Raw genomic sequence first — 6,285 nt, forward strand, 5'->3', positions numbered from 1 at the left:
GTTGGGTACAACTGACGTTTCAAGGAAAATTGACCCCCGTGATGACCATAACTGGCCATCGGATGGTGCAAGGCGATGAGGGTAGTCTTATCAGCATTCTTGGTGATCAACCCCTCCAATTCCTCAAAGAATTTTTCCTTATCCTTAATTTCACAATCATCATTTATTGTCGGGTTCTTATCCCAATTGGCAAGGTACCATTTCGTATCGATGACAATGAGCACGATTTCATCATTTATAACTACTTTTTGAAGCGCGCAACCATCTTTAGGAAAAAAAACCTTTTTTGAGTCTAGCTGCTTTTCAATAAACTTTTGCTGTCTTGCCAACCCTAAAACACCTTCATTGTACCAATCATGATTCCCTGGAATAAAAATGGGTCTTCCCTTAAAATTTTCCAGCGTTTGCAATTGAGCCGTGATATTATTTTTGGCACTGATATAGGCGGCAGTGGAGTCTTTCTTGTCTGGCATCCCTGCGGGATAAATATTGTCACCCAAGAAAATGGCCGTACTATTTTCATCCGCTTGGTCCAATCTTTCTTTAAAGCCCTTTAAAGCCGGGTTCATGTCACCCATGGGCGACTTTCCCGCATCACCGATCAAATAAAAGGTATGGGAAACCGATTTGGTTGTCGGTACATCCTTAGACTCTGTTTCAACCGCATATTTTGTCTTGTACGTAGCACAGCTACCTGTTAATATCAACAAAAAAATCAAAAAGCAATATTTACGCATATGAAATCAAGTAAAATCTAAATTTTGTACTTTGGTGTATTATATAATACACTATATATGTCGGAAATTATTGAGAAAACTAAATCTTTTGTCACGGAATTATTGACCCATAACTTGGACAATAAATTTTTATATCATAATCTGACACATACCCGACGTGTGGTTAAAAGTACTAAAGAAATCCTAGACTCGCTTCGCCTAGAAGACCAAGAAAATGAACTATTGATGTTGGCCGCATGGTTGCATGATACGGGTTATACCCAAGGCAGTGGGGACCATGAGGAAAAAAGTGTCGCCATTGCCAAAGAATTCCTTTCGAATGAAGGCTATGACAAGTCACGAACCGAAGATGTCATTAACCTTATCCTTGCCACAAAAAGATACCATACCCCTACAACCCTAAAAGAAGAAATTCTTCGGGATGCCGATGCCTCCCATTTTGCCCAGAACAGTTATATGGAAACCTGTGAATTCTTGCGGGAAGAACTGGCATTATTGGACATTGCCAAATATTCACAGAAAGATTGGTTAAAGACCAACATCAAAATGTTTGAGGTAGAACATAATTACAACACCGATTACGCCAAGGAATACTGGCAACCTGGGAAGGATAAAAACCTGAAAAGACTTAAAAAGGAATATAAATCGATAAAGACCATTGCCAAAAAAGAAGCCCTTAAAGCGAAATATAAGAGTGAAAGCCCAGATCGTGGTGTTCAAACCCTATTTAGGGTTACCTTAAGAAACCATTTGTCCCTAAGCGACATCGCCGATACCAAAGCGAATATTCTACTATCGGTCAATGCCATCATCATTTCGTTGGCATTGTCGAACCTAATACCCAAACTCGACAACCCTTCTAACCAATACTTGATCGTACCCACCATCATTTTTGTCATTTTCGCAGTGGTCTCTATGATATTGGCGGTATTGGCTACAAGGCCCAATGTTACCAGTGGAGAATTCACCAAGGAAGATGTAAAGAATAAAAAAGTGAACCTCCTTTTCTTCGGTAATTTCCATAAGATGAAATTATCCGAATATGAATGGGCCATCAATGAACTGGTAAAAGACAAGGATTATATCTATTCGAGTTTAACCAAGGATCTGTATTACCTAGGTTTGGTCCTGAACCGGAAATATAAAATATTACGATGGACCTATACCATTTTCATAATAGGTACCGTAATTTCGGTCATTGCCTTTGCAGTTGCCTTTCAGTTATATGGGCTTCACAAGAGTTAAACGAATCAGGTATTGAGCGTCTCCATTAAATCGTCGTACGTGTACGTTTGCTGTGACTCATTATCCTTTTTGTAGAGGATTTCGGCACGAATGGCCTTAAGACCGGTAACACCTTGTAAACCTTCCAGTTCAAGGATTTCAATAGTATTGGTAAAATACCCCTTGGATTTTAGAAAACCGATATATCTCAGATATTCCAACTCTTCCTTTTTCTGTGAATATACAATGGAAAGTTTTCCGGTTTGGGTCAAACGCTCATTGGTTCCTTTGATGAAGGATTTATCGATGCGTTTTTTTATCACCTCATAGCGTGCATTATAGGTCCCGTCAACATCAAATCGCTTTTCATCCATACGAAAACGTATTGATAAGGAGGTGCTATGAACCAATATAAGTGAGGCCACATCCAAGGACACGGGTAATTTTGATTTTAATTCATAATGGGTGTTTTCCATCTCACACATCACCTGTAATTGCCATAATCTCAGGTTGTTCAAATACAGCACATCAAAAGGCAATACTCCAGCAATCGATTGTCCTATATACATATTATGTTCAACCCCATCGGTTTTATACCGTTCAAAATAATGGGGGAACATGCCCTGGGCATCTTCCTGTTTCCTATCGATGACAGACGCCAGTTTTTTGTTTATGGCCATTACACTATCATCATATCTTCGACGATGGTCATAATATGATTCAGTGGTGTCATCAATCTCGGCCTCATAATCCAAAATCATCTTTTTTAAGTGCCGATCCGAATTTTTTAAATGGTCAAGAACCGGATTAACCTCTTCTTTTACAAAATCAAAGATTGCCTGTTCACTGCTAGTGTTCAAGGTTTCTTCGATTTCTTCAAGTAGGTTACCCACCCTAAAGGCCAATTCTTCATAGATCGGCAGCCTTTGCTTTTCCCAAGCTGACGTAATGATCTTGTTAATGGAAGAAAGTTGTATGATCAGGTCATTTTGTATGGCCAAGTTCCTTGCCTTAGAAGAATCCTTGATATCTATTTGCCCATATAACGGGTATACATCCTTAAAAACAATATCATTGAAAGAAGCCTGTTTCCCATCCAATTCATCATCAATAAAGTGTTTCGCCTCTTCTTTGAATTTCCAATAAACCGATGAATGCACCGTGGTACATTCATTTTGGATTACGGCATCGATTAAATTGGCCTCTTCAGCCGCCGAACGCAATACCGCAGTTACAATATATGGCATTATATGCTCTAACTTTTGGGCATTTACACTGTTCAGGGCATTCACCTTTGTGGACACCAGCTCTAAAATACCCAGAAGATTTCCGTCATTGGAAATGGGTGCGAATATGGCACTTTTTATACCTTGGTTCTTTAGACCTTTGTAAGGGGGTTGCCCATCACATAAATCATAATACTTCTCAACATTTGCAATCGCAAAATAATCATGCTGATCAAGTAATCTGCTGTACGAACGGGGACAAAGGGTCTCACTACAGGATTCCATTTCCCTGTCATGCAAAAGATAACTTGCCATTTCTTTTCCATGCACCCTTTCAAACTTGTCCTTATCAGAATTGTAGGTCACAAAACCTACCCTTATATCCTTTATATTAAAGAAGGACCGAAAAACATCCTGAAGATTCGTTATAAAACTGTCATTGGCTCTTTTATCATTGGATATAAGGCTCGATTTAATCTCTGAGATAGCATGTTCCGTAGTGGCATCGAACATATTCGATATTACAAATCCCTTGGCGATGAAACTTGCCGGCGGAATCTTTTCTTTCCAAACCTCGATATTATAAAAATTCTCGAGCAACTCATCAACATCTTCTTGAGTCAAATCCTTAGCCTTATCGGTTGGGATCAATTCCATGAAATCGGCATTGTAAAGAATACGGTAGTGCTTCATTACCCCCTTATCATCAGGAATATCATAAAAAAGGGGTCGTTTAAAATCTAAGTTAAACCCGTAATAAAAATTTAGGATTATGGTACAGCCCATAATATAATTAAGGTCTTCGGTACCACCCCTGACCTTTAATTCAAAATCATCCCCCGCGGCAGCTAGTATTTTTTCGAATCGCTTTGATGGATTGAAAATAACATCATAATAGGGCAATGACCCTACTTTGATCTCATTGTTCGTCAATATCTCGGAGAAGGAATCCTGTAGAATGATGTTAATAATCTTCTGATGCTTTTTCAACAGCGAAAGGTCTTTAAAACCATCCCGAAGCTCAGGATAAGGGGCTTGTGCCTCCAAAACATATTTCGCCTTTTGTGCCGCAAACTTGTCTTCGCTTTCGGCCATGCGATCATAAGCTTCCAAAACTTTGTGAAAGCTGATCAATCGGTCTAAGGGAAATTCATCTTGGTAAAGTTGCTCCATATGCACATTTTAGTCTTTATAGGGCCGGTAAAATTACAAAATATTCCAAAACTTTTTGTCGCCTGCCATCTTTGGTATTCCCCGTTTTTTAAGATATTTATGGAAATTATGGATATGTCGTCGAATTTCAGGTTGTCAAGAGCATATGAGAATGCCAAAGTGGTCGCATTTGATGATAGTTCAAAGTTTATTCTCTTTAGCGATTGTCATCGGGGAGACAATAGTTTTGCCGATGATTTCGCCAATAATAGAAACATCTATTTCCATGCTTTAAAGCACTATTACAAAAATGATTTTCAATATTGCGAGATCGGCGATGGGGATGAACTATGGGAAAACCTTTCCTTTGAACCCATTTTTGAAGCGCATAAAAATGTTTTTCAACTGCTTCGACAATTTCATCTTGAAAACCGCTTATATATGCTTTGGGGCAACCATGATATGGTCTATAAGGATGACGATTATGTAAAAAAACATCTATCTAGTTACTATGAACCCATAGATGATAAGGACAAAGAGCTATTCGAGGGCATTACTTACCATGAAGGTGTGGTCCTAAAACACACAAACACGAACCAAGAGCTGTTTTTGACCCATGGGCACCAAGCCGATTGGTGGAATTACACATTTTGGCGTTGGGGTCGTTTTTTGGTAAGGGTTTTATGGAAACCCTTACAGGTTTGGGGTATTGCCGACCCCACCAGTCCGGCTAAGAACTATAAGGAATTGATCAAGGTCGAAAGACGTATCAAAAAATGGATTTTAAGCAAGGAACTGTTGATTACCATTGTGGGGCACACCCATAGGCCTCGCTTCCCAGAGCCAGGTGACATTCCGTTATTTAATGATGGTAGCTGCGTACATCCGCGCAGTATTACGGGGATTGAAATAGAAAATGGGACCATTTCCCTTATAAAATGGCAAATTGCCACCAAGGATGATGGCACTTTGCAAATTGTACGTATACTGCTGGAAGGGCCTCAAAAATTAATCGAGTATAAAAAAGCCGTCGACCAATGACCCTTCCAACAGTTCCGTAATGTTCAGGGGGAACTTTGATATTATTTTACTGGCTTGCCAATTTAAAGTTTACTGGTATGCTGTAAGGAACGGTAACCGCTCTACCTCGCTGCATTCCTGGGGTCATTTTTGGCAAGGACGCCACGATTCTTGCGGCTTCCTTTTCCAATCCTGGATCTGGACCACGGGTTCTAATGCCGTCTATAACTCCTTTGGAGTTTATGGCGAACTGCACGAACACTCTACCTTGAATGCCCATTTCTGCGGCTATTTGTGGATATCTGAACTCCTTTTTAATATGTTCCTGTATCTTTTCTTGAAAACATGCCTTGCGTTCTGCATTTCCCTTGGCACTTTCGCAACCTGGGAATATTGGTACATTTTCAATTATTGCAAAGGGTACTGAAATCTCTTCTTCTTCTTCCCCTACCTCAACATCATCAACTTCAACAACTGCTTCGACTACCTGATCTTGACTTGATTCGGTACTCTCTATGACTGTCTCTTCGATTTCAGCCGCATCTTCAACAATTTCGATAATTTCGGGTGCCGATGGTGGTGGTGGTGGTGGTGGGGTCTTAATCTGTTCTGTGATCGGCACATCTTCCTTCAGATCCTCAACCACATTTAACATTTCAACAATCTTATCCTGTTTTGGATAGGATTTAAATTCCAAAGCCCTCCAGGTAAGAAAAAGGACAAGGGTTAGGCCAATGACAAAGTAGAGGCCACTATTCTTATTTAAATCTGCACTTGGGTTCTTCTTGACTTGCATGACATTTGTATTATGAATTACTCAAAAGTACATATGATTATGTGCTTTAAATATGATATTTATCAGTTCTGAGCCAATATTTTTTTATATTCATAATCTAACGGAATTTTTTTAAGGATGTGAAAATCAC

Annotated in this window: 5 protein-coding genes; 2 read left to right on the forward strand and 3 right to left on the reverse strand. The window is 39.5% G+C overall.

Annotated elements, in window-relative coordinates:
* A partial coding sequence (locus WBM98_RS16420) for a metallophosphoesterase (RefSeq protein WP_424367103.1) occupies positions 1–719 on the reverse strand: 719 nt, incomplete at its 3' end.
* A 75-nt stretch (positions 720–794) separates the two neighbouring features.
* On the opposite strand from WBM98_RS16420, the gene WBM98_RS16425 reads away from it, so the two are divergent.
* Positions 795–1,982, forward strand: a complete 1,188-nt coding sequence (locus tag WBM98_RS16425; protein ID WP_424367104.1) for a Pycsar system effector family protein — start codon at positions 795–797, stop codon at positions 1,980–1,982.
* Positions 1,983–1,987: 5 nt separating this feature from the next.
* On the opposite strand, the gene WBM98_RS16430 is transcribed toward WBM98_RS16425, so the two are convergent.
* The gene (locus WBM98_RS16430) at positions 1,988–4,360 is read right to left on the reverse strand and encodes a GAF domain-containing protein (protein ID WP_424367105.1); all 2,373 of its coding nucleotides are present in this window, start codon (positions 4,358–4,360) and stop codon (positions 1,988–1,990) included.
* Positions 4,361–4,474: 114 nt separating this feature from the next.
* Between WBM98_RS16430 and WBM98_RS16435 the strand changes: the two genes are divergently transcribed.
* Positions 4,475–5,380, forward strand: coding sequence for a serine/threonine protein phosphatase (locus WBM98_RS16435; RefSeq protein ID WP_424367107.1), 906 nt, complete (start codon positions 4,475–4,477; stop codon positions 5,378–5,380).
* A gap of 46 nt (positions 5,381–5,426) precedes the next feature.
* Here the strand turns inward: WBM98_RS16435 and WBM98_RS16440 are convergent, their stop codons facing one another.
* A complete protein-coding gene (locus WBM98_RS16440) occupies positions 5,427–6,155 on the reverse strand; it encodes an energy transducer TonB (protein ID WP_424367106.1) in 729 nt (242 codons plus the stop codon).
* Positions 6,156–6,285 lie beyond the last annotated feature (130 nt).

The sequence above is a fragment of the Maribacter sp. genome (assembly GCF_049667165.1).
Classification (GTDB): Bacteria; Bacteroidota; Bacteroidia; order Flavobacteriales; family Flavobacteriaceae; genus Maribacter_A.

Coding starts and splice junctions, on each gene's coding strand:
- WBM98_RS16430 (WP_424367105.1), bottom strand. CDS start 4,360: ATGGAGCAACTTTACCAAGATGAATTTCCCTTAGACCGATTGATCAGC.
- WBM98_RS16425 (WP_424367104.1), top strand. CDS start 795: ATGTCGGAAATTATTGAGAAAACTAAATCTTTTGTCACGGAATTATTG.
- WBM98_RS16435 (WP_424367107.1), top strand. CDS start 4,475: ATGTCGTCGAATTTCAGGTTGTCAAGAGCATATGAGAATGCCAAAGTG.
- WBM98_RS16440 (WP_424367106.1), bottom strand. CDS start 6,155: ATGCAAGTCAAGAAGAACCCAAGTGCAGATTTAAATAAGAATAGTGGC.